The sequence below is a fragment of the Tsuneonella sp. HG222 genome (assembly GCF_053819185.1).
On record NZ_JBSOQZ010000002.1, the window covers coordinates 848,284 to 874,028 of the forward strand.

Consider the following 25,745-nt stretch of genomic DNA (forward strand, 5'->3'; position numbering starts at 1 on the left):
CCGGACCGATGGCGGCAATCGCGCATCTTCGCAGGGAGGAACGGCTGGGGCTGGGCGTGGCGCTGGTCGCGCACGTTGCCCTGTTCGCCGGCCTGCTGTGGCATGCGAACAAGCCCGCCGCGGTGATCGAGCCGCAGGAACGCATGATCGTGAGCCTGGCCGAAGAGGTCAGCCTGGAATCGACCGCGCCCGATCCGGCGACCGAGGCGCCTGCCGCCGTGGCGCCGGTCCTGGCTCCCGATCCCGCGCCTGCGCCTCCGCCTGCGGCAGAACCCGTCCCGCCCAAGCCGGTCGAGCGGGCGATCGAACGGCCCACGCCGCCAAAGCCGCAGCCCAGGCCGAGCGTCGCGCCGCCGAAGGCGCAGCCCAAACCCCAGCCCAAGCCGAGCGCCGCGCCGCCCAAGCCGCGCGCGTCGGCCTCGTCCGCCCCGCGCCCTGCCGCCAGCGCGCAGCCGCGGCCACGGCCGACGAGCGGCGGGTCGCGCCTGGGCGACGATTTCCTCGAAGGCGCGGGCGAAAGCCAGACCGCCAACCGAGGCACCCCGGCAGCCACCTTCGGCGCCGCCGAACAGGCCGCGCTTGCCCAGGCGATCAACCGCCAGCTCAAGCCGCACTGGGCCGCCCCGCAAGGCGCGGACGCGGAAAAGCTGGTCACGATCCTGGCGTTCAACCTCAACCAGGACGGGAGCCTCGCGGGCACGCCCCGGCTGGTGCGACAGGAGGGGATCACCCCGTCCAACGAGGCGCAGGCTACCCGTCACGCCGAGCAAGCGATCCGCGCGGTGCGCCTTGCCGCGCCGTTCGACCTGCCCGAACAGTTCTACGACAAATGGAAGCGCGTCTCCTCATGGCGCTTCGACAGGAAGCTGTAATGAAAACCACCATGATCCTCACTTCGCTGACGCTTCTCTTCGCGTCGCCCGCCCTCGCCCAGCAGGCCATGACCGTGCCGGCGCCCGCCACGCAGGTGCCCACCGCGCAGACGGATGAGGACGAGGGGCTGACCGGCTCGGTCAGCGACGAGAACGCCTGGCAGGATCTGTCGCTGGCGATCCCCAGCTTCGCCACCGACCGCGATCAGCCGACCCCTGCCAACAGCGGCGGGACGGCGGCGCTGGGGCTGGAGCTGGCCCGCATCGTGTACAACGATCTGCGCTTCAACGGCCTGTTTCGCCCCACCGGACCCGACACGCTGCCGCGTCCGAGCTTCCCTGAAATCACCGGCCCGGCGTTCGGCACCTGGCGCGGCCGCTCGGCCGAGATGCTGGTGCAGGGGTTCGTCCGAGCCGGGGGAGACGGGCGGCTGACGGTGGGCTGCTATCTCTACGACGTGGCGCTGGGCGAGGAACTGGCGCGCTCGGGCTGGGTGGTGCAGGCGGCCGACTGGCGCCGTGCGGCGCATAAATGCGCCGATCTGGTCTATTCGCGCCTGTCGGGCGAAAGCCCGTTCTTCGACAGCAAGATCGCTTACATCGCGGAGACCGGCCCGAAGAACAATCGCGTGAAGCGGCTGGCGATCATGGATTCGGACGGCGCCAACCACCGTTTCATTACCAACGGCCAGTCCACCGCGCTGACCCCGCGCTACTCGCCCGATTACTCGAAGATCGTCTACCTCAGCTACGTCGGCAACCGGATGCGGATCTATGTCTACGACATCGGCAGCGGCCAGCAGCGGCTCGTCTCGGAAAGCAACAATCCGACCTTCGCCCCGCGCTGGAGTCCCGACGGGCGAACGATCATCTATTCGATGGCGGTGGCCGGCAATACCGACATCTACTCGGTCCCGGCGACCGGCGGATCGCCGCGTAAGCTGACCGACAGCCCCGGTATCGACGTGGGCGGATCCTACTCGCCCGACGGCAGCCGGATCGTGTTCGAAAGCGACCGTTCGGGCACGCAGCAGTGCTATGTGATGGACGCGAACGGCGGCAACCAGCGGCGCGTCAGCTTCTTCGGCGGCCGCTGCGCGACACCGGAATGGAGCCCGCGCGGCGACCAGATCGCCTTCACCCACATCGCCGGCAACTTCCGCGTCGCCGTCATGACGCCGACGGGCAGCGGCGTGCGTCACCTGACCGATTCGTGGCAGGACGAGGCCCCGACATGGAGCCCGAACGGCCGCATCATCCAGTTTTTCCGCACTGCGCAAGGATCGGGCGAAAGCACGATCTGGCAGGTGGATCTCACCGGCCGCAACGAACGGCGTCTGCGGACGCCGGTCGGGGCGTCCGATCCGGCGTGGGGACCGGTTCTGCCCTAGGGGCGTTAGAGATCGTGGGGGTTACGACCAGGGCCGCAAGCGATCGCGATTACGAAGGAGATTAAGAATGAACCGTGTGATCACCGTCCTGGCGGCTGCCAGCGTCCTTGCCCTGGGAGCATGCTCTAAGAAGGCGCCGGAACAGCTTCCCCCGGCTCCGACCGAGACCGTGACGCCGACCCCGACCGGGCCCGATACAACGGCGGGTGCTCTTCCGGGCACGCAGGCGCACTTCAGCCAGATGATGCAGGGCCGCGACACCATCTTCTTCGATACCGACCGCTTCGACATCGACGGCCAGGATGCCACGGCGCTGCGCCAGCAGGCGCAATACCTGCTGCAGTATCCGCAGATCAACGCCACCATCGAAGGCCATTGCGACGAGCGCGGCACGCGGGACTACAACCTCGCGCTGGGCGAGCGGCGGGCCAATTCGGCGAAGAACTACCTCGTCAGCCTGGGTGTGCCGGCCAACCGCCTGTCGACCATCAGCTACGGCAAGGAACGCCCGCTGGCGATGGGTTCGGACGAGAACGCCTGGGCGCAGAACCGCCGCGCGGTCACGATCGTCCTGAATTAAGAGTGGAGGCCGCTCTAGCGGCTGAGCGTGTGGAGCGTCGGCGCGGCAAGCCCGCCCGGCGTTCCCCCGCTCGCATCGCTGAGAAGCGTGTTGGGCGTGGCCGAGAGCACGAACAGAACCGTCGCAAAAATCGAAAACGCGGCGGAAAGGGTCAGCTGCTTGCTCACGGTATCGGCTCCTTGACGCAGGCGATATGGGATCGACCCGCGATTGTGCAATGCAGCATTTGTCTTAATTTGTCGTCAAATGCGCGCTTGGCAAGGGCGCGGCGGCAAGCCACAGGGACAACCGTGGTAAAGGATCATCCGTGACCAAGGCGCGCCGCTCGATGGACTGGGGCTTTCCCCGCTGGCGTGGCTACGGCTCGTCGCGCGAGGCGACGACGGTCCGCCTGTGCGATCGCCACGGCTGCGAAGAACCCGGCAACTGCCCGGCGCCGAAGGCGCCTAACAGCCGCGACCGCTGGTATTTCTGCCAGAAGCACGCCGCCGAATACAATCAGAAGTGGGATTACTTCGAAGGCCTCGACAAGGCGGAGGCCGAGGAGCGCGCCCGCGCCGAGAAGCGCGACACGTCCGGCTATGCCGAAAGCTCGCACTACGGCTGGGCGAGCAGCGGCGACGGCAGCCGCAGCGCCGATGAAGTCCGCGCGCTCGAAGTCCTGGGCCTGACGCCCGACGCCGATTTCGACACGATCAAGAAGGCCTGGCGTGCCAAGGCCAAGGAAGTTCACCCCGACGTCAATCCCGGCGACGCCGAAGCGGCCAAGGAATTCCATGCCTGCTCGCTCGCTTGGGAGATCCTCCGGCAGGCCGAGGAACGGCGGGAGTGGAAGGGTTAGTTCGTGAGTTGGTAGGTGATCCGTGTGGTCCAGATCGACTTGACCGCCTTGCCCTGTTTGTCGAGCGCCGGAAAAAACTGAGCGTATTTGACGAGGTTGAAGCAGGCCGACTTTGAAAAGCTATCGTCCTGCGTGCGGACGTAGCAGTTCGCCACCCGGCCATTTTCGTCGACGATAAGACGCACCTGCAGGAACGCGCTCTGGCTCTGCTGAATCATGTCACGCGGATAATCGTTGATGATCCGCTGCGCCCAACTCGCCTGATCGTTGGGGGCGACCTGCCGGCTTAGGTCCCGCGGCAATGTGTCCACGCCCAGGTCCCTCACAAGATCGTCGACGCATTCATCGAGTGCCTTCATCGGCGCCCCCATCGAGCCAAGGCTGAGTTCAATGTCGCGTTCGAATACCTTACCCAGCCGAAGGGCGTTGATTTCGGCGTTGCGGCTATCGATTTCCTCTCGTGACCTTTCGGGTGGGACCACGCCGGGGACGGGCTGTGGGTCCCCGTCCAGCCTGTAAGGATTGCTAGCGATGATCTTGCCTTTACGCCCTTCGGGATAGTCGGCGAGATAGAAAAATCTGGTCTCTCCCGTTTCCCCACGCGGCAGATAGACAATCCGGGGCTTTCCCCTTGCCCTGGCGAGATCGCCCGACTGGACGCTGATCTGCAGGCTGTCGCCCGGCGCGAACCGATCGAGGTCGAGCATGACCGTCTGTCCTTCGGCGCCGAACACCCGCTGCAGGCCGCAGCTGTTGTCCTTGTAATTCATGATCCAGTTGGACGAGGGTCGCAGGACCAGATCGGACGGACCGGGCTCGTCTGCCGCCCAGGCCGGCAATGAAAGGGCAAGGGCGACGCCGAGTGTCAGGAAACGTGCGAACATGGGGCAACGCTGCAGCGCACCGATTCTGCCGTCAATCCGATTTTTGCGCGGCATTCCAGTTATTTTTAACCAAAGGGCCCTATCGCCCGATGCCGCCGCGGGGGTCAGCGGCATGCCCTCTGTGGAGCGAACGATGAGCACCGAACGTCGCGCGGGTAACCGGCTGAAGGTCGAGATTATCGTCGAATGCCGGGTCCCGGCAACGGCGGTGCCCGCGGTGATCCTCGACCTGTCGTATTCCGGCGGCCGGGTCGTCACCATCGACCGGCTCGAAATCGGCAGCACGATCGTCGTCACCTTTCCCGGCGAACGCCCCCTGTCGGCCCGTGTCGTCTGGGCCGAGGAAAGCGTCGCCGGGGTCCGTTTCGTCTATCCGTTGCCGAACGAGCTTTACGACCGGGTCATGGCGCTGTCGGTGCGCGAAGAGGACCGGTACCGCGTGGCCTGACCGGCCCCAGGCCCTAGACTTCCGCCAGCGCCTGTTCGAAGTCGGCGATCAGGTCGTCGGCATCCTCGATCCCGATCGATATCCGCACCAGGTTGTCAGTGATCCCCATCGCCGCCTTTCGCGCATCGGGCACCGAAAGGTGGGTCATCGCCGCGGGATGGCTGGCGAGCGTCTCGGTCCCGCCGAGGCTCACTGCCAGCTTGGCCACCTTGAGCGCGTCGAGGAAGCGGAAGCTCTCCGCCTCGCCTCCCTTGATGAACAGGCTGAAGGTGCTGCCCGGGCCCGAGCAATGCCGGTCGTAGATGTCCTTCTGGCGCGTGCCCTCTTCCAGCAGGCCGAGGAAGCCGACCCCCTCCACCTTGGGATGCCTGACCAGGAAATCGCACACCTTGATCGCGTTCTCGGTCGCCCTCTGCATGCGGATTTCGAGCGTTTCCAGGCTGCGCAGAAGCATCCAGGCGGTGTTGGGATCGCAGATCCCGCCCATCGTGTTGCGGAGCGAGCGGATCGGATCGAGCCACTTCTTCGCGCCCGAGACGGCGCCGGCCACCAGATCGGAATGGCCGCCGACATACTTGGTCAGCGAATAGACCACCATGTCCGCCCCATGATCGAGCGGACGCTGCCACAGCGGGCCGAGGAAGGTATTGTCGATGGCGATCGGCGGCTGGAAGCCATCCGCGCCAAACGTCGCGTCGCGCGAGGCGGCGACCGCCTCGATATCGACCAGGGCGTTGGTCGGGTTACCCGGGCTTTCGAGATAGATCAGCGCCACCTGGCCGCCCTGTTCGGTCGCCATGTCGCGGGCCTTGCCGAGTACCGCATCGAGCTCTTCGCGGCTCGCACCGGCGGGGAAGTCGACGTAGGTGATGCCGTATTTCGACAACTGCCGGGCGATGAAGCCCTCGGTCGCGGCATAGAGCGGGCCGGAATGGACGATTACGTCGCCCTTTTCGGCCGCGGTCAGCAGGAGGATGGCGATCGCCGACATGCCGCTGGAAAAGACCAGCGTGTCCTCCGATCCGTCCCACAGCGACAGGCGATCCTCGAGGATTTCCTGGTTGGGCCCGTTGAAGCGCGAATAGACTAGCCCGTCGGCGCCGCCCGGGCGCTTGCCGGTGATGCCCTCGAAGTGGCGCTTGCCGGCTTCGGCCTTGGGAAACACGAACGTGCTGGTGTGAAAGACCGGCGGCTTGAGGGCGCCTTCGGACAGTGCCGGGTCGAAGCCGTGGCCCATCATCAGCGTGCTGGGCTTCAGTTCGCGTCCGCCAATGGATTTCACTTCCGGCCGGGCGTGGCGGCGGGGGGTAACGGGTTCGATCGGGTCGGCCATGGCTGGCGTCCTTCCTATGTCTTGCGTGCTCCCAGGAAGGCAGGAGCCGGTTCATCGCCGGGGCGCTGGCGATCCTAACCTCCGCAGGATCGCATCTCCGCCGGGATGGCGCGCGGTTAGCGCCTGGGGGCTTTGACTTCAACTGAAACGGTTCGGGCCGTTCCTGTGCGCATGCCGGCCGAACGAACAGGTTCACCGAAACGAAAATTATGGACGGTGCGACTTCATTTCCGCAACAAATCCAGTCAATTCAGTATGCTTCGTTAACTTTCGGCAGGTATCTCTACGGATGCCGGTGAGCGGGTTTGGGTCCCGCGCCGATGAGGGTTCTGCAATGATTTCGGACCGACGCAATTCCCGCCGCCATCCGGTGGACCTCTTTGTCGAATGCAGGGTCCCTGCGACGGCGACCAGTGCCATCATGGTCGATCTGTCGGACAGCGGATGCCGCATCGCCACGCGCGAAAAGCTGCATCTGGGACAGACGGTGATCGTTCGCTTTCGCGGCCACAAGGAAATCGCCGGAACGGTTGCCTGGTCGAAGGCCAATGTCGCCGGACTGCGGTTCTCGCTCGCGCTGGAAGACGACGAGCTGGACGAGCTGGTCGAACAGTTCGCGCTCCAGCGCTCGAGCGCCGCCTGACACGGCCCCCCGCGCACACGCATTCAGCCGAGTACGGCGTGCATCGTCCAGATTACGCCGACAATCACCACCGCGCCGAACAGATCGAGCCATAGGCCGGCAGTGATCATGCGCTTCAGGGTCAGGTGTCCGGTGGCCCAGGCAAGCGCATTGGGGCCGGTGCCCGCGGGGAGCATGAAGCCCCAAGTGCTGGCAATCGCGCAGGGCAGGGCGAGTAGCAGCGGATCGGCATTCATCGACGGGGCGAGCGAGGCCACGATCGGCATGATTCCGCTGGCCGTCGCGATGTTGCTGGCAAATTCGGTGATGAGGATCACGAAGGCGACCACCAGCACCACCATCAGGAATGGAGGCACGCTGGCAAGCGGCAGCAGCGCCTCGCCCAGCCACTCGGCCAGCCCGCTTTCGGTCATGCCCATCGCCATCGCCAAACCGCCGCCGAACATCAAAACCACGTCCCACGGGGCGCGATTGGCTTCGGGCCAGAGCAGCATGGGGCGGCCGGTGCCGTCGGGCAGAAGGAACATGACCAGCCCGGCGATCGCCGCGATCGTCCCGTCGGTCAGCCCGCCCTCTGGTAACAGCGGCTCGGTGATGGGCTGCGTCATCCACGCCGCCATGGCCAGCATTACGACGATCGAGAGACGCTTTTCGGGGACCGTCCAGGGTCCGCCTGAACCGATCGCCGCCTTGGCCGCCGCCAGGTCGAACCGCTCGTCGGACAGCCGTTGGACCCTGGCGATGATGAACGCGGCCATCGGGATGGTGACGATGACCAGCGGCAAGGCATAAAGGCTCCAGGTCAGGAAGCTGATCCTGATCCCCAGGGTTTCCGCGATCAGGCCCGCGCCGATGACGTTGGTCGGGGTGCCGATCATGGTGCCCAAGCCACCGATGGAAGCGCCGAAGGCCACGCCCATCGGCAGCGCGCCGGCCAAGCCCCCGCTCTCGCCCGGCTTGACGCCGCCGGCCGCCAGCATTGCTATGGCCATCGGCATCATGATCAGCGCGGTCGAGGTGTTGGAAATGACCATCGACAGGATCGCGCAGGCGGACATCACGGCCAGCAGAAGTTGCCAGCTCGTCGCTCCAGCCAGTCCCATGATCCACAGGGCCAGGCGTCGGTGCAGGCCCGTCCGTTCGATGGCCAGCGCCAGGAAAGCGCCGCCCACGAACACGAAGATGATCGGCGAGTAATAGGCGCTTGCAGTCGCGTTCGCGGTGGCCACGCCCGCCAGCGGCAGGACGATGAAGGGCAGGAGCGCGGTCGCATAAAGCGGGATTGCCTCGGTCATCCACCAGGCGGCCATCCACATGACCAGTCCTGCAGCGATCCATGCCGGCTGGGGCATTCCGGCGGGCGGCGGCAGCACCAGCGTGATCGCCATCGCCGCGTTCCCGGCCCACAATCCGATCCGCCGTGCCGTCATGCTCTACCCCCTGCACGCAGTCCTAGCTTGTGGGCGCGCGAGGGCAAGGCGCTCGCTGTGGGCGAGCGTCCGGAGCAGGAGGTACCGCCTTATGACGCGACCGTTGCCGCCTTGGCGTCGACCGGCGGCACTAGGCCGGGTTCAGATCGACCTTCTCGATGTGCCAGGCGAGCTGGTCCGCGCTGGCGCCGGGCACATCGTTGACCCGGCGCAGTACGACTTCGCCTTCAAGCCGATAGGGCCGACCGTCCTGCGTCTTGCCGACGACCGTGGTCGGAGCGGTGTAGTAGAGCGAGCCGGCGGCGCCATCGGTCGTCCCCGTGGGCATGGCGATGGTGATGGTCTTGAAGCGCTGCCAGTAGGCGTCGTGCTGTGCGCGAGTCATGCCGCTGCGCGCCTCGGCATCCTTGCCCCAGGTGGCCCAGGTGCGATCGAGCTGGCCGACTTCGAGCGAGCGCGCCCATTCGAGCAGAACGCCGCGCGCGGCCTTTTCCTCGGCATTCGCCGGCTGCGACGGATCCGCCTCGGGAGTGCCTGGACTTGCCGCTGGCGGTGTAGGTTCGCCCGAAACGACGGGGGCCGGGGTTTCGACCGGCGCGGCCGTATCGCCGGCTTCGGTGGAAGGGGAGGGGGCGGGCGATCCGCACGCGGCGAGGGCCAGCGCGCTCGACAGCCCGATGATGGTTCTCGTCATGGATCGCAGAACGGACCACGGCGGGGCGCCGTTCCGCGCCCCGTCCCGGATTTCGAACTTCCTGGGCGCTACTTCGGCGCCAGCACCATCACCATCTGGCGGCCTTCCAGGCGCGGGAAGCTTTCCACCTTGGCCAGTTCCTGCATGTCGTCCTGCACCTTGCGCAGCAGGTCGATGCCCAGTTCCTGATGCGCCATTTCGCGTCCGCGGAAGCGCAGGGTCATCTTCACCTTGTCGCCTTCCTCGAGGAACTTGATCACGCTGCGCATCTTCACGTCATAGTCGTGCGTGTCGATGTTCGGACGTAGCTTGATCTCCTTGATCTCCTGCGTCTTCTGGGACTTGCGCGCGGCGTTGGCCTTCTTCTGCGCCTCGTAGCGGTGCTTGCCCACGTCGAGGAACTTGGCCACCGGCGGATCGGCGTTGGGAGAAATCTCGACCAGGTTGAGTCCGACTCCGGCCGCCTGTTCCATCGCTTCTGCGGTGTACATGACGCCGAGGTTCTCACCGTTCTCGTCGATGACGCGAACCTTGTCGGACTGAATGAGATTATCGTAGCGCGGGCCGCTCTTTACGGGCGGCTGAAGTGTGCGCCGGGGGGGACGGGCTATGGGGCAGTCTCCTGGAATTGCCGATGTGAATGCGCGCTACTTAGGGATGAAACGCGGATTCGGCAAAGGCTAAGGTCAGGCCGCCTTGCGCCACAGCGGAAACGTTGCAAGCTTGCCACCCGCCGGGACCACGGCGTCGATCGCGCGCGAGGGCTGTAAGGCGGCCAGGATGGCCGGATCGGCCGCGTTCATCCCGCCTGTCAGTGCCCCGTAGGCCGGCAGGATCATGCGCGCCGCACCGTTCTCTCCCGCGCCGATCACCGCGCAGGGGCGGCGGATCGCGCGGTCGCGCACGCGCACCTGAAAGCGCGGGTGATAATGGCCCGACAGTTCCGCCTTCGTCTCCCCCTTGCGGGCCCGGTGGCGCAGGATGATGCCGGCAAGCTCGAGCTCGTCGACCAGCGTGCCGCCGGCGGCAGCCTCCATCTGGGGGTCGTGGTTGCCGGTGATCCACACCCAGTCAGTCGCCCGCACCAGCGCGGCGAGCATCCCGGCGGCGTGCGGCTCGAGCCGCTCGGTCCCGTAGGAATCATGGAAATTGTCGCCCAGCGTGTAGACGCGCCGCGCCCCGGTTTCGCGGATGGCCAGCGCCAGCCGTTCGAGGGTCTCGCGGCTGTCGTAAGGGGGCAGCATCTGCCCGTGGCGGGCGAAGAAGCTCGCCTTCTCGAGGTGCAGGTCTGCCACCAGCAGCGCCTGCTCGCGCGGCCAGTAGAGCGCGCGGCCCTGCGTGATGGCAAATTCTTCACCGGCGAACGAAAGGGGAACCATGGGCCGCACTTGCCTCATGCGATTCCGCTTGGCAAGGGACCTGCGACGGCTTGATCGTGGTAAATGCCGGCCGCGCCGCCGGCTGCCATCGGCCCCCTGGACGCAACGAGAGAGCGAATGACCGACTGGACCCAGCAAACCGCCGAGGCCCGCGCATGGTTCGAAAGCCTGCGCGACCAGATCTGCGCTGCCTTCGAGATGATCGAGCGCGAGGCCGGCTCGGACGCCCGGTTCGACTACATCCCGTGGGATCGCGAGGCCGATGAGGGCATCGACGGCGGCGGCGGCGTGCGCGGGGTGATGAAGGGCAAGGTGTTCGAGAAGGTCGGCGTCAACGTCAGCACCGTGTCGGGCGATTTCGCGCCCGGCTTCGCCGCCACGGTCAACGGCGCGAGCGAAGACAACCCCGGCTTCACCGCCACCGGCATCAGCCTGGTCGCGCACATGGCCAACCCGCACGTGCCCGCAGTGCATATGAACACCCGCTTCCTTACCACCAGCCGGGCCTGGTTCGGCGGCGGGGCGGACCTAAATCCGCCGATCCCCTACGAAGAGGATACGGCGGAATTCCACGCCGCCTTCCGCGCCGCCTGCGCGGGCCACAACCCGACCTACTACGACAGGTTCAGCAAGTGGGCCGACGAATACTTCTTCATCCCCCATCGCGGCGTTGCGCGAGGCGTGGGAGGGATCTTCTACGACCACCTGGAATGCGACGATTTGGCCGCCTTCGACCGCAACTTCGCGTTCACCCGCGATGTCGGCAGCGCCTTCCTAGACGTGTTTCCCCGCCTGGTGCGTAAGCGGATGGGCATGGAATGGACGCCCGAGGACAAGGCGGCGCAGAAGGAGTGGCGCGGCCGCTACGTCGAATTCAACCTGGTCTACGACCGGGGCACGCTTTTCGGCCTCAAGACCGGCGGCAACATCGACGCGATCCTGATGAGCCTGCCGCCCGAGGTGACCTGGAGCTAGATCAGGCGATCCACAGGCGCAGCACCCAGGCGACGAGGCCCAGGGCCGCGACGCTGACCGCCCAGATCGCCGCCATCCAGGCGAGCCGTTTCCACAGCGGAGCGCGGTCGGCCTCCATCTAGTGATAGCCGTCCGCGCCGACCTTGCCGCGAAATACCCAGTAGGCCCAGCCGGTGTAGCCGAGGATGAGCGGCAGCGTCAGCGCCACGCCGACCAGCATGAACGCCTGGCTGCTTTCGGGCGCGGCGGCATCCCAGATGCTGACCGCAGGCGGCACGACGTTGGGCCAGATGGTTACGCCAAGGCCCGCCATTCCCATGAAGAACAGGCCCAGCGAAAGCAGGAACGGCGCCAGTTCGCCGCCCTTGCGGATTGTCCGGAACAGGAAATAGGCGGCGATCAGCGTCAGCAGCGGCACCTGGCTGGCGAACAGGATGTTCGGCATCTCGAGCCAATGGGCGCGGTACTGGGGCAGTAGTGCCAGGTTGTAGGCGCTCACCGCGCCCATCAGCAGCAGCGTGGCGATGCCGGCGCGCACCGCCAGGCGGCGGGCGTGATCCTGCACCTCGCCCTCCAGCTTCCAGATCATCCAGGTCGCGCCGAGCAGCGCGTAACCGGCGACGGTGCCGAGCCCGGTCAGCAGGGTATAGGGGGTGAGCCAGTCCCACCACGAGCCGGCATAAGCGCGATCGACGACCTCGATGCCCTGCAGGATCGCGCCGAGCACCATGCCCTGGCTCATCGCCGCGACGAGCGATCCGGCGAAGAACGCCAGGTCCCAGAACGCGCGATGCCGTTCGTCGCGCCAGCGAAACTCGAAGGCGACGCCGCGGAACACCAGGCCCAGCAGCATGGCGATGATCAGCGGATATGTGGCCGGCAGGATCACCGCGTAGGCCAGCGGGAAGGCCGCCATCAACCCGCCGCCGCCCAGCACCAGCCAGGTCTCGTTGCCGTCCCACACCGGCGCGATCGAATTCATCGCCCGGTTGCGCCCGTGACCGACCGTCACCGTAGGGAAGAGGATGCCGATGCCCAGGTCGAACCCGTCCATCACCACGTAGGCGAAGACCGCGAAGGCGATCACGAAGGCCCAGACGACGGTCAGGTCCATCAGCGTTCGGTCTCCCCCTCCGTGCGCGGCGCGCCGCCGGCCGCCTGTTGCGAGGCCGGCGTGACGCCTGCGGTGCGGATCGGCCCGGCGACCCCGCGGTCCGGCCCGCTCTCGCCGGTCTGGACGCCGTCGCCCATCAGCCGCAGAATATACCAGGTGCCGGCCCCGAAGACCGCGAAGTACACGACGACGAAAGCGGTCAGCGACGCGGCAAGCGCCGGCGCATCGAGCGGGCTGGCGCTTTCGGCGGTGCGCAACAGGCCATAGATCGTCCACGGCTGGCGGCCCACTTCGGTCGTTACCCACCCGGCGATGACGGCCACGAACCCGCTCGGCCCCATCAGCAGCGCTGCGCGATGCAGCCAGGTCCAGTCGAACAGCCTGCCGCGCATGCGGGCGAGCAGGCTCCACATCCCGATGCCCAGCATGGCGAAGCCGATCCCGACCATGATCCGGAAGGCCCAGAACACCGGGCCGACCGGCGGCCGGTCTTCCGGCGCGATCGTGTCCAGGCCGGCCAGCGGGGCATCGGGATCGTGCTTGAGGATCAGGCTGGACGCCTTCGGTATCTCGACCGCATATTTCACCTCACCCGCCGCGCTGTCGGGAAAGCCGAACAGGATCAGCGGCGCGCCATCGGGGTGGCTGGTGTAGTGGCCTTCCATCGCCATCACCTTGGCCGGCTGATGCTCGAGCGTGTTGAGCCCGTGTGCATCGCCCAGGAATATCTGCACCGGGGTGGCGATGGCGGCCATCCACATCGCCATGCTGAACATGATCCGGGCGTGCGGCTCGTGCCGGTCCTTCAACAGGTGCCAGGCGCCGGTCGCGCCGACGACGAACGCCGTGGTGAGGTAGGCCGCGGTGACAGTGTGCATGAGGCGGAAGGGGAAGCTGGGGTTGAACACGATCGCCCACCAGCTTGGTCCCGGCACGAACTGCCCGTTGGCGGCGATCTCGTAGCCGGTGGGGGTCTGCATCCAGGAATTGACCGAAAGGATCCAGAACGCGCTGACGAAAGTGCCGAGCGCGACCATCAGGGCCGCGGCAAAGTGCAGGCGCTTGCCCACCTTGTTCATGCCGAACAGCATGACGCCGAGGAACCCTGCCTCGAGGAAGAAGGCGGTCAGCACCTCGTAGGCCATCAGCGGGCCGATGACCGGCCCTGCCTTGTCGCTGAACACCGCCCAGTTGGTGCCGAACTGGTAGGACATGACGATGCCCGAGACGACGCCCATCGCGAAGGCGACCGCGAAGATCTTCAGCCAGAAACGGAACAGGTCGAGATAGGCCTGCCTGCCGGTCTTGAGCCAGAGGCCTTCCAGCACGGCGAGGTAACTCGCCAGACCGATCGAGAACGCCGGGAAAATGAAGTGGAAGCTCACCGTGAAGGCGAACTGGAGTCTCGCTAGCAGGAGAGCGTCGAGGTCCATGGCCGAAGGGCTAGACCCCTTGGCCGGCAGTTGCAAAACCGTAAAGTCGAACGGCTGTTGCGCCGAACGCAACTTGCATCAGCTCGGACGAAATTTCCTCAATCGTTCCAACGCGGCATCGAGCGTTGCGTCTTCCTTGGCGAAGCACAGGCGCAGGAAACCGCGCTGTGCATCCGGGCCGCAAAAGGCGCTGACCGGGATTGCCGCCACGCCCGCCTCGCGGATCATCCGTTCGGCCACCGCCTCGTCGTCCGGCGCAAGGCCGGATGCGGCGAGATCGATGGTGACGAACCAGGTCGCCTGGCTCGGCAGGACCGCGTATCCGGCCTCTTCCAGGCCGTTCACCAGCCTGTCCTTCGCACGGGCATAGCGAGCGCGGTGGTCGCGGTGCCATGCGGGCGGCAGCGCCAGGCCTTCGGCCACCGCCCATTGCAGCGGCACGGCGGTGGTGAAGGTCAGGAACTGGTGCTGGCCGGCGACGAGCGCGGCGAGCGCCGGGGCGGCGACCGCCCAGCCGACCTTCCAACCGGTCAGCGAGAAGATCTTGCCGGCCGAGCCGATCTTGATCGAGCGGTCGCGCAGCGCCGGGACGTGGAACGGGGAGACGTGGCTTGCCCGTCGAGGATCATGCCTTCCCACACCTCGTCGGCGATAAGGACGAGATCGTGCGCCTCGCACAAGGCGCCGAGCCGCTCCAGATCGGTGCGGCCGAGCAGGGTCCCGGTGGGGTTGTTCGGGGTGTTGATGACGATCGCGCGGGTTCGCGGGCCGATGGCGGCCTCGAGCAGATCGAACGGTATCGACCAGGCGGGCGGTTGCAGCGGCACGATCCGCGCGGTGCCGCCGGCCCGCTGGATGAGCGGCAGGTAGGCGTCGTAGAACGGCTGGAAGATCACCGCCTCGTCGCCGGGGCCGACGAAAGCCATGATCGCCGCCGCCAGCGCCTCGGTAGCGCCCGATGTCACGATCACTTCCGAAGGATCGACCGCAAGGCCCTGTTCCTGCGCGTAATAAGCCGCCACCGCCTGCCGCAGTTCGATCAGCCCGCGCATTGGCGGATACTGGTTGCCATGCTCGACCAGCGCGCGCTGCGCGGCAGCCAGCAACTCGGGCGCATGCTCGATCTCGGGGAATCCCTGGCCCAGGTTGATCGCCCCGGTTTCCCGGGCGAGCGCCGAAACGCGGTCGAACACCGTGTCGGCGGGAAGGGGCGGCAGGCGCATCGCGCAACACCTGCCGCACCGGGCGGAGTCCGGCAAGCGTGTGCAATCCGCTTTCCTACAACCTGTCAGGTATGCCACGCACACTGGATGGATTCGCCCGGCCACCGGTCCTTGTGTTCGGCACGCCTTGAGTGGTCGCGAGGGGACGGGCGGCAGGCGGGATCGCCGCGCCCAGGTGTATACTTCGTGTCACCTTTCGCGCCGCGCCGGCCATGATGTTGCATTCTTTGCAACGGCCAGGCGCTCTTTCCGCTTGCCGTGCGTGGCATCGCCCCACATCTTGCCCGGTATGCTGAGACAGTACGAACTGGTCGAACGGGTCAAGGAATACGATCCCGACGCCGACGAGGCGCTGCTCAATCGCGCCTACGTCTATACCGTGCAGAAGCACGGCAGCCAGAAGCGGGCCAGCGGCGACCCCTACTTCAGCCATCCGGTCGAGGTCGCCGGACTGATGACCGACCTCAAGCTCGACCAGGAAACGGTCATCACCGCGCTGCTCCACGATACCGTGGAAGACACGCTGGCGACGATCGAGGACGTCGAGGCGCAGTTCGGTCCCAACATCGCGCGGCTGGTCGACGGGGTCACCAAGCTCTCGAAGATCGAGACGATGACCGACGACGAGCGGGCGGCCGAGAACCTGCGCAAGTTCCTTCTCGCCATGAGCGAGGACCTGCGGGTCCTGCTGGTCAAGCTAGCCGACCGGCTGCACAACATGCGCACGCTGCACTTCATCAAGAGCCCCGACAAGCGCAAGCGCATCGCCCGCGAGACGATGGATATCTACGCCCCGCTGGCCGAGCGGGTGGGCATGTACGAGTACATGCGCGAGATGCAGCTCCTGGCGTTTGAGCAGCTGGAGCCCGAAGCCTATGCCACGATCACCGGGCGGCTGGAGCAGATCCGTGCCAGCGCCACCGGCCAGGTCGATGCGATCGCGCTGAAGATCAAGCAGGCGCTGGCCGAAGCCGGCGTCCAGGTCGAGGTTTCGGGGCGGGAGAAGCACCCCTATTCAATCTGGCGCAAGATGGCCGAGCGCCACGTCAGCTTCGAGCAGATCTCCGACATCATGGCCTTCCGGGTCGTCACCGAAAGCGTCGAGGACAGCTACCGCGCGCTGGGCGTGCTGCACAACGTCTGGCAGTTCGTGCCCGGCCGCTTCAAGGACTACATCTCGACCCCCAAGTCGAACGGCTATCGCAGCCTGCACACGACGCTGATCTACGAAAGCTCGATGCGGGTCGAGGTGCAGATCCGCACCCGCGAGATGCACCGCCGCAACGAGTTCGGCCTCGCCGCGCACTGGGCCTACAAGCAGGGCGACCGGCCCGACGGGCAGGTCGGCTGGCTGCGTGACCTGATCGAGATCGTGGACGCGAGCCACGATGCCGAGGAACTGCTCGAACATACCCGGATGGCGATCTACGCCGATCGCATCTTCGCCTTCACCCCCAAGGGTGCCCTGTTCCAGCTACCCAAGGGCGCGACCGCGGTGGATTTCGCCTTCGCGGTGCATACAGACCTCGGCGCGCAGACGGTGGGCGCCAAGATCAACGGCCGGCACATGCCGCTGCGCACCCCGCTGCACAACGGCGACGTGGTCGAAATCGTCAAGGGCAAGTCGGCCGAGCCGCAGCTCTCATGGCTGGGGTTCGTGACCACCGGCAAGGCGCGCGCCGCGATCCGCCGTGCCGTGCGGGCGAAGGAGCGCGAAGAGGTCGAGGCGATCGGCCGCAAGCTGTTCGACGACATCGCCAACCGGGTCCCCGCGCGGATCGGCCGCAAGGCGATCAAGGCCGCCGTCACCCGGCTGGAGCTCGGGGACGAGGACGAACTGATGCTGCTGATCGGCAGCGCCAAGCTGTCCGACCGCGAGGTGATGGAAGCTCTCGTACCCGGCAGCACCGCCGACCTGCCCGAACTCCCGCCGCAGGAACGGGCGATCTCGATCAAGGGGCTGACGCCGGGCGTCGGCTTCGCGCTGGCCGATTGCTGCCACCCGGTGCCGGGCGACCGCATCGTCGGCCTGCGCCAGCCCGGCGAGCGGGTCTGCGTCCATGCAATCGACTGCCTCGAACTCGCCAGCGGGATTGACGCCGACTGGGTCGACCTGTCGTGGGGCGAACGTTCGCAGGGCGCGGTCGGCCGGCTGCGCGTCGTGCTCTACCACCGGCCCGGTACGCTGGCGGAAATGGCCGGCATCTTCGCGCACAACCGCGCCAACGTGCTCAATCTCGTGCTCACGCAGCGGGACGATCCGTTCCACACCTACGATGTGGAAATCGAGGTGTCGGACCTGGCCCACCTGACCCGCATCGTCAGTGCCCTGCGCGCCAGCGAGGCCGTGGCCCAGGCGGAGCGGATCTAGAGTAGCTCGAGCTCGATCTCGGCGCTGTCTCCTTCGGACAGGCCTTCGGCCAGTCGCATCGCCTTCTTGACCGGCAGAAACCATTTGCCCTGCGATGGGAAGACCGAAGTCTGCCACGTACTCTCGCCCAGCCGGACCACGACCTTGACCGAGCCGAAGCCGCGCCTCTTGCCCAGCTCCAGCCGCCGCTCCAATTCGTGTCCGGTAACCTGCTCCGCCGCCTCCTCAGTCAGGTAGACGAAGGCGATGGGCGCCATGCCCTCCTCGATCACCATCGATTGCAGCGGTGCGCGGAAGCGGACCAGGGTCATCCGGCCGGCATGCGGCGAACCGGCGGCTGGACGTTGCACACGTCGATCCCGCCCGCCGGGTGGAGGTAGAACGGGTCCTTGCGGTTGGCCCGCACCTCGACGTAGCGCTTGAAGCTGTCGCTTGCGCTGTCGAGATATTCGAAGCGGAGAGGGGCACCGTCCGCCATATCGTTCGCGAGCCTCGCCGAGAGTATCGGCGTACGCTGCGCAGCGTCGTCGTACACACCGTTCGTCGCCGACGGACCGCGGGGCAGGGTGGACAGGTGCTCGATACCCTCGATCACCCGCCCGACCACGGCGATGTTACGATCGAGCTGGCGCGGAGCGTGGCCGATGACGGCATAAAGCTCGGAGCCGGTCCCACCGCTTCCGACCGACCGGGCGACCCCGACCGCGCCGTAGCAGTGCAGCGGCCATATGGCGCTCTCGGCAAAGCCCACGGGCCAGCCCCCGTCGAAGCCGGCGCCTTTCGCATAACTGTCGCTCAGGGTCAGTTCGGGCGCGGCGAAGGCGGGCGCGGTGTAGGTATCGTCGGGCTGGTCCGTTACGCCAGCAGGCATCGGCTTTGTCTCCTCGACATCGCCCCACTGGCTGACCCAGTTGTCGACCACGCGGTAGACGCTCGTGCCGTCCCACCAATGCCCCTGCGCCAGCTTTCGGATGTTCCCGACCCAGCCCTGGCTGAAAGGCGCGGGGATAAGCTGGATCACCACCCGCCGCTCATTGCCCGCGGGATCGGGCGCCAAGTCCATCACCAGAAGGTCGGCGCGATCGATCGCCTTCCACTCCGAAGGTGTAGCAGCGGCCACGACTGAAGCGGGGGTGGCGGGTTCGGGCCGGGCTTCCTGCGCCAATACGGGAGCGGGAAGGGTGAGCAGCGCTGCTGCAAGGGCGATTCTCATCGCGCCATCCTGCCGCTACCCGGCCGCATCCTCAAGCGCATGCAAGTCGTCGTCCGACAGGCCGAAGTGATGGCCGGCCTCGTGCACCAGGACATGCGTCACCAGGTCTTCCATCGTCACGTCTCCGCGCTCGGCCCATTCATCCAGCAGGGGCCGGCGGTAGAGGAAGATCCGGTCGGGCATTGAACCCGATTCTTCGATCGACTTCTCCGTCAGGGCACGGCCTTCATACAGACCGGACAACTCGAAGGGGTCTTCGATTCCCAGATCGGCCAGAACGTCGTCCTCGGCGAAATCCTCCACTTGCAGGACGATATCGCCAAGATGCCGGCGAAACTGCTCCGGCAACCGTTCGAGCGCGGCCCGCGCCAGTGTCTCGATCTCGGCGGCCGAGGGGGGAGGGCCGAACGTGCGCATCATGCCGCATGCCATAACGCGCATCCTTGCCACCGCAAGCCGCTGCCGCTAGGGCGCGCGTTCTCCGGACCGCCCGTCACGCTGAACAGCGCGGCATCAGCGCGAACGAGATGGAGCGGTGGCCGAGTGGTCGAAGGCGCACGCCTGGAAAGTGTGTATACGGTAACCCCGTATCGAGGGTTCGAATCCCTCCCGCTCCGCCACACATCCCTAGCACTCGTCTCCGCTCACAGGCGCCCCGCGAAAGGCCGGGGAACAGGCTGTCCAGCGGGCGGTAAGGCGTCCAGGCAGGACACTTTGGCCTCGATCTTCGCCTATTCCGGATCGGCTTTGCGGGGCCAGTATCCGCGTCGATCAACATCGGTACGGTTTCCTTTTGAGGGAAGAACAAGGAAAAAGACTGAACTTTTTTGGCTCAAATCAATTCGCCCAAATAATTGCGCCGCCCCAGATTTCCCGGCAATTTCGGAAACTTACGCCGGCCAAATTACCGTTTCCTGTTATTTGCGGAACAAGCGATTTGGTCGACGTAACAGCAGAGCGATGTCGCCCTGAACAGGGCGTCTGATCGCCATAACCGGTCACGCCGGATTTCCACCGACTAGGGTCGGCGCTTTGCGGTCAACTGCTTATTCGAGATGAGCCGCAAGTTTTAGCGGATCCACCCGAGGGTATTTGGCCATTGCAGCGGGAAATCCTCATTCGTGGTCAGGCCAATATGGCGGCGTAGCCATACCTCGCGGAAGGCCTGTCTAAGGCGAACCTGCGGTTAGCGCCTTACAGCCTACGGCGAGTATGTCGGAAATTTATGCACTACCATAAAATGCATTGATTTGTGTAACCGGCGTTCCCATGCGATTGGCATTACCAATATTTCGCTTGGGAGAGTGGACTGATGAGGCCGATTTCATTGTTGTTGGCGAGTGCGTGCGCCCTGGCATATGCAGCGCCGGCGCTAGCTCAACAGGCTCCGTCGGACCGGGGGAGCCCTCGTACAGCTGAGGAAAGCGGAGTCGTCAGCGATCAGAGCGACGACGTGATCGCTGCGGACGCCGGCGACGAAGCGGATCAACCTATCGTCGTCACCGGTTCGCGTATCGACCGAGCGGGTTTTGTTGCACCTTCGCCGACCGTCGTCATTGGCACGGAGACGCTGGAAGACCGCGCCGCGGTCAACGTTGCCGACGTCATCAACGAAATTCCCTCTTTCCGCCGCAGCCAAGCCCCTGAGGGCGGCGGCATCGGCAACTCGGGCATCAACAGGGTCGACCTTCGCGGGCTTGGCTCGGTGCGCACGCTCGTGCTGCTCGACCGTATGCGTCTCCCGGCCGTCAATCCCCCGGGATCAGCAACTGCAGGGGCCACCGACCTCAACCTCATTCCTTCCGCGCTCATCGGCCGGATCGACGCGGTCACCGGCGGCGCTTCGGCGGCTTATGGATCCGACGCGATCGCCGGCGTGGTCAATCTTCAACTCAACACATCGCTTGATCGGCTGAAAGGCACAGTTCAGGTCGGGCAGACGCGATACGGGGATGCGAGCGACTTCTTCGGCGCGCTGGCGTGGGGCACTGGCTTTGCCGACGGGCGCGGCCGGTTCATCGTCGGCGGTGAATTCCACCACAACGACGGGACGGGTCTGTTCAACCTCGATCGGGAGTGGGGGCGCCGCAACGTCAGCGTCGTAAACCTGCCGACCAGCCGCGCCGCTGGCCTTCCCGCTGCACTGCTGACTGACGATGTGACATTCGGCATGCTTACGCCAGGTGGTCTGATCGTACCCAATGCGGCGGGGAACCCGGCAGCGCTGCGCAACCTGCAGTTTGTGATCGGGCCGAACGGAACGGCAACGACTGTTCCCTTCAATGCCGGCCAGTTCCAAGGCCAGATCGGGACCAATATGGTCGGGGGCACGGGAACGCCGCCCTATCAGGTCCTTCGCCCGGAAACCCAGCGCTACAGTATCGCCGCCCACAGCGAGTTCGACATCACGGACGGCCTGATGGTGTGGGCCCGCGGCCTGTTTTCCAATGCGATCGGCAGAAACGTAGGGGCGCAGATTCGCGCCGCGACCGGAGGAACCTCCGGCCCGCTCTCCCTCAGCCGGAATAATCCCTACCTGCAGGCTGCGCTGACACCCGCGCAACTCGCGCTGATCCCTGCCAACGGCTCGTTGAGCATCGGCTATCTCGGTAACGACTTCGGACCGCCGCGAATTCGCAGCGAGAGCGAGACCTATAGCATTTCAGGCGGGCTCAAGGGCAAGATCGGTAACGCCTGGCGGTGGGACCTGGTCGTCCAGTATGGCAAGAACCGCAATATCGCCGAGCAGACCAACATCGCCAACACGGCGAACTTCCTGAATGCCATCAACGCGGTGTCATTGAACGGTCAGATCGTTTGCTCCAATGCCGCCGCACGGACCGCGGGGTGTCAGCCGATCAATATTCTCGGCCGGGCGCAATACACCCCCGAAGCTTACGCCTATGCCTTCGGATCCTCGACCGCGGTGTCGAACTCCACCTTGTTCGAAGTGGCCGCCAACGTGAACGGCGAGCCTTTCTCGGTATGGGCTGGTCCGGTTTCGGTCGGCGTGGGTGCGGAGTATCGCGAAGAGACATTTGGAACGCAGGTCGATCTGCTCACGCAGGCCGGATCGTTCCTGGTGGGGACGCGCAACTTCCCCAAGCGCGGGACAGAGGTTAAGGAAGTCTACGCCGAAACCATCGTCCCACTGCTCAGTGATGAGTGGTTTACCGGTTCGCTCGAGCTGAACGGGGCGGTTCGTCTGACCGACTACAGCAGCTCGGGGACTGTCACCACCTGGAAGGGCGGCCTGATCTGGCGGCCGATCGACGACATCATGCTTCGCGGCACCCTTTCGAGGGACATCCGTGCGCCCAGCATCCCGGAGCTGTACACGGCAGCCACGGCGGCAATTCCGCGGCCGATTTACAACGATCCGCGTGCAGCTTTTGCGGGCCAGACAGCATATGCCTACGACGCGTTCAGCGGCGGCAACGTGAACCTGGCCCCGGAAACCGCAAGAACTCTCAGTTTTGGCGCGGTGCTGACACCCAAGTTCGTCGACCGCCTGCAGCTGTCGGCCGACTATTACCAGATCAAGATCGAGGACGCGATCGGCGCCACGGGGGCGGGGACGATCCTGACCAACTGCCTCGGCACAGGGGTTGCGGACCTCAGCAGTCCTTATTGTGGCCTGATCACGTTCGCCAACAACAATCCCGTCACCGGTGCGGTGCAGTCGGTCGTCGCGCAGAATGCCAACTTTGCCCAATTCAAGACGCGTGGTGTGGATCTCGCCGCGTCCTATGTGCAGCCGCTGGACGAGATCGTGCCTGACGCGGCAGGTCGCATCACGTTCAATGTGCAGGCCACTCACGTCATCGAGTATCGCTCCACCTTCGACATCAGCTTGCTTTTTCCCAATGGCGTAAACCGGGCCGGGCAGACGGGTGCGATCTTTGGCGGTACGGCCGGCGTTCCGAAGTGGGCGGTCAATTCGACAGTGGCCTATCGCGGCGAGCGGTTCGAGACGAGCCTGCAGTATCGCTGGATCAGCCCCAGCCACTTCAACAACGCCCAGGTCGGGCCCGATGATCCGGCCTACAGCCCGACGCTGGTCAACAGCATCAGCGACAACACGATCCCCGCGCGCGGATACGTGAACCTGAGCGCAAGCTACGACTTCGGCAACGGAGGGCGCCGAATGGAAGTTTTTGGAACGATCAACAACCTGCTCGACCAGGATCCTCCGCTTCCGGCGATCAACAACAATGCCTGGTATGACATTCTCGGGCGAAGCTATCGCGTCGGCCTGCGGTTCGAGCTTTGATCGAAAGCGGGTCTGAAAACGTGTCCCGCTCGTCAGCAAGCGCACTACCGTGGCAGGAGTAAACTTGCGGCCTGCGGCTGCCATCCTGCTGGGCACACTGTTGGCGCTTGCCGCGCCGGTAGTGGCGCAGTCCGGACCGGGCCGGAGCGCTCCGGTCGTGTCGACGGCAACCGGATCGGTAGCCGGGGTGCTCGCTGGTTCAGGTTATGCATACAAGGGAGTGCCCTACGCGGCGCCGCCGGTCGGTGAATTGCGCTGGCGCTCCCCGCGCAGCGCGCCGCGCTGGACTGGGGTGCGGGACGCTGACGCATTCGGCCCCCCATGTGCCCAGGCCGCGCTGCGCGGCCAAACGGCGATCTCCGGAATCAGCCGCGAGGACTGCCTTTACCTGAACATCTGGACACCGGCGGACGCTGAAGGAAAACGCCTGCCGGTCATGGTGTGGATCCACGGGGGGGCATTCGCCAACGGCATGCGATCCAGTCCCACGTACGATGGAGCACGCTTTGCGGACGAAGGCGTGATCCTGGTCACACTGAATTACCGATTGGGGATCTTCGGGTTTCTGGCGCATCCGGATCTTACCACGCAATCCGATGTCCGCTCGTCCGGGAACTTCGGTCTCGAAGACCAGCTCGCTGCGCTACGTTGGGTGGCGGCCAATATTGCCGGGTTCGGTGGGGATCCCGGCAACGTCACGCTTTTCGGCCAATCCGCAGGTGGGGCAAGCGTGCTCGATCTCGTCACCTCGCAACGGGCGCGGGGCTTGTTTCGCAGGGCCATCATCCAGAGCGGTGCATCGTTGACCGGCATGACCGTCCCGGCACTGGAAAGCGCCGAGCAGCAGGGCCTTTCCCTCGCCGCAGGGCAGTCGATTTCCAGGTTGCGGCAGCTCAGTCAGGACGAGGTGCTGCAACGGGCGGCCTCGGCCGGCTCTGCGATGCGGCTAGGGCCGGTTCGAGACGGCTATGTAATCAAGGGAATTCCAGCAAACCTGGTTTCGGATCTGCAGGGATCGGGCGTGCAATTGCTGGTCGGCAGCAACTCGCGCGAGGGCCTTGCCATCCCGGCCGACGATCGGCTGGAGAACGAAATTCACGCCGCATTCGGCGCGGCAGCAAATTCCGGCCTAGCATTCTATCGCAGTTCCCCGGCCGACCCAATCCTGGGCACGCCGGCGCAGCAGTTCGCCACCGACAGCACATTCCGATGCGGTACCGTCGACCTGGTCCAGCGGATCGCCGCGGCCGGGTTGCCCGTCTGGCAGTATCAGTTCGAACAGTTCGTGCCGGGGCGAGAAGCGCAAGGCGCGGCCCACTCGTTCGAGGTGCCCTACGTCTTAGGCAACCTGTCGAGCACGGGGTTTTCCGCTGCCGCCTACGAACCCGCCGATCGCAAGCTGTCGGACCTGATGGTCGAGTACTGGACGAATTTCGCCAAGACCGGCGATCCAAACGGCGCAGGGCCTCCCGAATGGCCGCGCTACACGCCGGCCGGCAAGAGCTACCTCCGCCTTTCGAGTGCATTTCCCGCCAACGCAGAGCCTGATGCGGATCTTCGCGGTGCGGTCTGCAGGCTTTTTCCACCCCATTCATCCATCGAACAATGAGGCTGCTATGATCAAACGGATTTCGTCGGTGCGTTCGGCCAAAGGCATGGCCGCTCTGGCAGCATCAGTCGCACTGGCGGCGGTGGCTCCGGCGCAGGCTCAGGCGCAGGGACAGAGCCGGAGCCAGGCGCAAGCCACGGCGCCAGCGGCACCGCAAATGCGCTCCCGCCTGCTTACATCCCTCACGGGCTACGAAGTGACCGAATATCTCAAGCGCAACGATGTGATCTTCGTCCCCGTGGGTCCTACCGAGGTCAACGGCGGTAGCCCCACTGATGTGGAATACGTCATACCGCTCGCCTACGCGCTCGAGATGGCGGAAGAAGGGGATGGGCTCGTTCTCCCCTATCTGGCCTATTTCTACCCGGGTGGCACCACCAGCAGTCCGGCGACTGTCTACATGTCGACTTCGGACACGTTGCCCTTCCTGAAGGCACTCACCCGGTCGCTCATCAGGCAGGGGTTCCGCCGCATCGTGTTCCTCACCTCGCACGGGCCGTCGGGCAACACCATGCTGCCGCTGGTACGCGAGACTTTCGATGAGCATCACGTGCCCGTCCTGTGGATGGGCACCGATCTCGTTCGTGCGCCAACGCCTCCGGGCCAGCAAGCTCCGGGTTTCGGCGGCGGCGGCCCCGCCAATGGCCGGCAGCTGGTCACCTTCGGATCGTATGAACTGGTTGGACGCCTCAACGATATTCCGATCGGACTGAGCGAACCGGAGCGCAAGTTCGAGCGCGATCCGAGCAACCTGTCGCGCTTCGTTCCGCCCACCGCCGGAACGCCGGCCGGCAATTTCATCGCCGATGCCTCGGAGCATGGCGGTTACGTCCGCCCAATCACCGCCGAACAGCGCGCCCAGTGGGGCCGCGAGGGTGCTGCCTACATCAAGTCGCAGGTTGCCGATTTCGACGTGAATGGCATGCTCAATGCGTTGCGGCTGCGCGACGAGTTCACCAAGAAGCTGGAAAAGAAGTACGGCGATCTGCTTCCCGCAGCCGGCCGCTAAGAGCCATTGGGTTAGCAGGGTCATCGCCTT

Annotated in this window: 24 protein-coding genes, 1 tRNA gene and 1 pseudogene; 12 read left to right on the top strand and 14 right to left on the bottom strand. The window is 65.6% G+C overall.

Annotation, left to right across the window (positions count from 1 at the left end; translation table 11 throughout):
- Positions 1 to 8: 8 nt before the first annotated feature.
- The 3 genes from ACWPMZ_RS15915 to pal all read left to right on the top strand — a co-directional run bounded on the left by ACWPMZ_RS15915 (position 9) and on the right by pal (position 2,843).
- Positions 9 to 872 (top strand): hypothetical protein, encoded by an 864-nt coding sequence (locus tag ACWPMZ_RS15915; protein WP_455705040.1) that lies wholly within the window; start codon positions 9 to 11, stop codon positions 870 to 872.
- Positions 872 to 2,263 (top strand): Tol-Pal system beta propeller repeat protein TolB, encoded by a 1,392-nt coding sequence (gene tolB / locus ACWPMZ_RS15920; protein ID WP_455705041.1) that lies wholly within the window; start codon positions 872 to 874, stop codon positions 2,261 to 2,263. The genes ACWPMZ_RS15915 and tolB overlap by 1 nt, the downstream gene beginning before the upstream one ends.
- Before the next feature lie 67 nt (positions 2,264 to 2,330).
- Positions 2,331 to 2,843, top strand: a complete 513-nt coding sequence (gene pal, locus ACWPMZ_RS15925; protein WP_455705042.1) for a peptidoglycan-associated lipoprotein Pal — start codon at positions 2,331 to 2,333, stop codon at positions 2,841 to 2,843.
- 14 nt (positions 2,844 to 2,857) lie between these two features.
- Here pal and ACWPMZ_RS15930 read toward each other — a convergent pair whose 3' ends face one another.
- On the bottom strand, positions 2,858 to 3,010 hold the full coding sequence (locus ACWPMZ_RS15930; protein ID WP_455705043.1) for a hypothetical protein: 153 nt from the start codon (positions 3,008 to 3,010) through the stop codon (positions 2,858 to 2,860).
- A gap of 140 nt (positions 3,011 to 3,150) precedes the next feature.
- Here ACWPMZ_RS15930 and ACWPMZ_RS15935 point away from each other — a divergent pair, with 140 nt between their 5' ends.
- Complete coding sequence (locus tag ACWPMZ_RS15935; protein ID WP_455705044.1) at positions 3,151 to 3,684, top strand: J domain-containing protein; 534 nt, start codon at positions 3,151 to 3,153, stop codon at positions 3,682 to 3,684.
- On the opposite strand, the gene ACWPMZ_RS15940 is transcribed toward ACWPMZ_RS15935, so the two are convergent.
- The gene (locus ACWPMZ_RS15940; protein ID WP_455705045.1) at positions 3,681 to 4,622 is read right to left on the bottom strand and encodes an energy transducer TonB; all 942 of its coding nucleotides are present in this window, start codon (positions 4,620 to 4,622) and stop codon (positions 3,681 to 3,683) included. The genes ACWPMZ_RS15935 and ACWPMZ_RS15940 overlap by 4 nt on opposite strands.
- Positions 4,623 to 4,701: 79 nt before the next feature.
- On the opposite strand from ACWPMZ_RS15940, the gene ACWPMZ_RS15945 reads away from it, so the two are divergent.
- On the top strand, positions 4,702 to 5,016 hold the full coding sequence (locus ACWPMZ_RS15945; RefSeq protein WP_455705046.1) for a PilZ domain-containing protein: 315 nt from the start codon (positions 4,702 to 4,704) through the stop codon (positions 5,014 to 5,016).
- A gap of 13 nt (positions 5,017 to 5,029) precedes the next feature.
- Here the strand turns inward: ACWPMZ_RS15945 and ACWPMZ_RS15950 are convergent, their stop codons facing one another.
- On the bottom strand, positions 5,030 to 6,349 hold the full coding sequence (locus ACWPMZ_RS15950; RefSeq protein ID WP_455705047.1) for a cystathionine gamma-synthase family protein: 1,320 nt from the start codon (positions 6,347 to 6,349) through the stop codon (positions 5,030 to 5,032).
- A 334-nt stretch (positions 6,350 to 6,683) separates the two neighbouring features.
- Here ACWPMZ_RS15950 and ACWPMZ_RS15955 point away from each other — a divergent pair, with 334 nt between their 5' ends.
- Entirely contained in the window at positions 6,684 to 6,992 is a 309-nt protein-coding gene (locus ACWPMZ_RS15955; RefSeq protein WP_455705048.1) for a PilZ domain-containing protein, read from the top strand.
- 23 nt (positions 6,993 to 7,015) lie between these two features.
- Here the strand turns inward: ACWPMZ_RS15955 and ACWPMZ_RS15960 are convergent, their stop codons facing one another.
- From ACWPMZ_RS15960 to pdeM, 4 genes are all read right to left on the bottom strand, one after another.
- Positions 7,016 to 8,422 (bottom strand): SLC13 family permease, encoded by a 1,407-nt coding sequence (locus ACWPMZ_RS15960; RefSeq protein WP_455705049.1) that lies wholly within the window; start codon positions 8,420 to 8,422, stop codon positions 7,016 to 7,018.
- 130 nt (positions 8,423 to 8,552) lie between these two features.
- Positions 8,553 to 9,116: a hypothetical protein gene (locus ACWPMZ_RS15965; RefSeq protein WP_455705050.1), complete on the bottom strand. Its 564-nt coding sequence runs from the start codon at positions 9,114 to 9,116 to the stop codon at positions 8,553 to 8,555.
- 68 nt (positions 9,117 to 9,184) lie between these two features.
- Positions 9,185 to 9,727, bottom strand: coding sequence for a translation initiation factor IF-3 (infC, locus tag ACWPMZ_RS15970; RefSeq protein WP_455705169.1), 543 nt, complete (start codon positions 9,725 to 9,727; stop codon positions 9,185 to 9,187).
- Positions 9,728 to 9,802: 75 nt separating this feature from the next.
- Positions 9,803 to 10,495, bottom strand: coding sequence for a ligase-associated DNA damage response endonuclease PdeM (gene pdeM / locus ACWPMZ_RS15975; RefSeq protein WP_455705051.1), 693 nt, complete (start codon positions 10,493 to 10,495; stop codon positions 9,803 to 9,805).
- A gap of 117 nt (positions 10,496 to 10,612) precedes the next feature.
- On the opposite strand from pdeM, the gene hemF reads away from it, so the two are divergent.
- Positions 10,613 to 11,470, top strand: a complete 858-nt coding sequence (gene hemF / locus ACWPMZ_RS15980) for an oxygen-dependent coproporphyrinogen oxidase (protein ID WP_455705052.1) — start codon at positions 10,613 to 10,615, stop codon at positions 11,468 to 11,470.
- Position 11,471: 1 nt separating this feature from the next.
- Here the strand turns inward: hemF and ACWPMZ_RS15985 are convergent, their stop codons facing one another.
- From ACWPMZ_RS15985 to ACWPMZ_RS16000, 4 genes and pseudogenes are all read right to left on the bottom strand, one after another.
- Positions 11,472 to 11,588 (bottom strand): DUF2474 domain-containing protein, encoded by a 117-nt coding sequence (locus ACWPMZ_RS15985; protein WP_455705053.1) that lies wholly within the window; start codon positions 11,586 to 11,588, stop codon positions 11,472 to 11,474.
- A complete protein-coding gene (gene cydB, locus ACWPMZ_RS15990; protein ID WP_455705054.1) occupies positions 11,589 to 12,584 on the bottom strand; it encodes a cytochrome d ubiquinol oxidase subunit II in 996 nt (331 codons plus the stop codon).
- Positions 12,584 to 14,017, bottom strand: a complete 1,434-nt coding sequence (locus ACWPMZ_RS15995; protein WP_455705055.1) for a cytochrome ubiquinol oxidase subunit I — start codon at positions 14,015 to 14,017, stop codon at positions 12,584 to 12,586. The genes cydB and ACWPMZ_RS15995 overlap by 1 nt, the downstream gene beginning before the upstream one ends.
- A 78-nt stretch (positions 14,018 to 14,095) precedes the next feature.
- Positions 14,096 to 15,240 (bottom strand): annotated as a pseudogene (locus ACWPMZ_RS16000) (aminotransferase).
- Between the two features lie 289 nt (positions 15,241 to 15,529).
- On the opposite strand from ACWPMZ_RS16000, the gene ACWPMZ_RS16005 reads away from it, so the two are divergent.
- On the top strand, positions 15,530 to 17,611 hold the full coding sequence (locus tag ACWPMZ_RS16005) for a RelA/SpoT family protein (RefSeq protein WP_455705056.1): 2,082 nt from the start codon (positions 15,530 to 15,532) through the stop codon (positions 17,609 to 17,611).
- Here the strand turns inward: ACWPMZ_RS16005 and ACWPMZ_RS16010 are convergent.
- The 3 genes from ACWPMZ_RS16010 to ACWPMZ_RS16020 are packed head-to-tail and all read right to left on the bottom strand — an operon-like array spanning position 17,608 to position 19,244.
- Entirely contained in the window at positions 17,608 to 17,922 is a 315-nt protein-coding gene (locus ACWPMZ_RS16010) for a DUF1905 domain-containing protein (RefSeq protein ID WP_455705057.1), read from the bottom strand. The two genes, ACWPMZ_RS16005 and ACWPMZ_RS16010, sit on opposite strands and share 4 nt — an antisense overlap.
- On the bottom strand, positions 17,919 to 18,824 hold the full coding sequence (locus ACWPMZ_RS16015) for a peptidylprolyl isomerase (protein WP_455705058.1): 906 nt from the start codon (positions 18,822 to 18,824) through the stop codon (positions 17,919 to 17,921). Before ACWPMZ_RS16015 ends, ACWPMZ_RS16010 begins: the two co-directional genes overlap by 4 nt.
- Before the next feature lie 15 nt (positions 18,825 to 18,839).
- Complete coding sequence (locus ACWPMZ_RS16020; RefSeq protein WP_455705059.1) at positions 18,840 to 19,244, bottom strand: metallopeptidase family protein; 405 nt, start codon at positions 19,242 to 19,244, stop codon at positions 18,840 to 18,842.
- Between the two features lie 109 nt (positions 19,245 to 19,353).
- Here ACWPMZ_RS16020 and ACWPMZ_RS16025 point away from each other — a divergent pair.
- The 4 genes from ACWPMZ_RS16025 to ACWPMZ_RS16040 all read left to right on the top strand — a co-directional run bounded on the left by ACWPMZ_RS16025 (position 19,354) and on the right by ACWPMZ_RS16040 (position 25,715).
- Positions 19,354 to 19,444, top strand: a tRNA-Ser gene (locus tag ACWPMZ_RS16025).
- A gap of 833 nt (positions 19,445 to 20,277) precedes the next feature.
- Positions 20,278 to 23,097, top strand: a complete 2,820-nt coding sequence (locus ACWPMZ_RS16030) for a TonB-dependent receptor domain-containing protein (RefSeq protein WP_455705060.1) — start codon at positions 20,278 to 20,280, stop codon at positions 23,095 to 23,097.
- 157 nt (positions 23,098 to 23,254) lie between these two features.
- The gene (locus ACWPMZ_RS16035) at positions 23,255 to 24,706 is read left to right on the top strand and encodes a carboxylesterase/lipase family protein (RefSeq protein WP_455705061.1); all 1,452 of its coding nucleotides are present in this window, start codon (positions 23,255 to 23,257) and stop codon (positions 24,704 to 24,706) included.
- On the top strand, positions 24,645 to 25,715 hold the full coding sequence (locus ACWPMZ_RS16040; RefSeq protein ID WP_455705062.1) for a creatininase family protein: 1,071 nt from the start codon (positions 24,645 to 24,647) through the stop codon (positions 25,713 to 25,715). Before ACWPMZ_RS16035 ends, ACWPMZ_RS16040 begins: the two co-directional genes overlap by 62 nt.
- The last annotated feature ends 30 nt before the right edge of the window (positions 25,716 to 25,745 follow it).